Here is a 213-nt window from a genome sequence, read left to right on the forward strand (position 1 = left end):
ATTCATCAGAATTTTATTATCAGCTTTCCAAATTTTTAAAGAGCATATTAATTAGTGAAGCCTGCGGCTTTACTAACTAACAATCATCTGTGTGGACACTACGAACAAATAAGTTCTAAATCGTATAAGGAGGTGATCCAGCCCCAGGTTCCCCTAGGGCTACCTTGTTACGACTTCACCCCAGTCATGAATCACTCCGTGGTGAACGTCCTC

At 41.3% G+C, this 213-nt stretch carries 1 rRNA gene; it reads right to left on the reverse strand.

Annotated elements, in window-relative coordinates:
* Positions 1-125: 125 nt before the first annotated feature.
* Positions 126-213, reverse strand: a 16S ribosomal RNA gene (locus JIG41_RS06830); the annotation flags it as partial.

The organism is Pseudoalteromonas sp. bablab_jr011, from assembly GCF_016464045.1.
GTDB lineage: Bacteria > Pseudomonadota > Gammaproteobacteria > Enterobacterales > Alteromonadaceae > Pseudoalteromonas > Pseudoalteromonas lipolytica.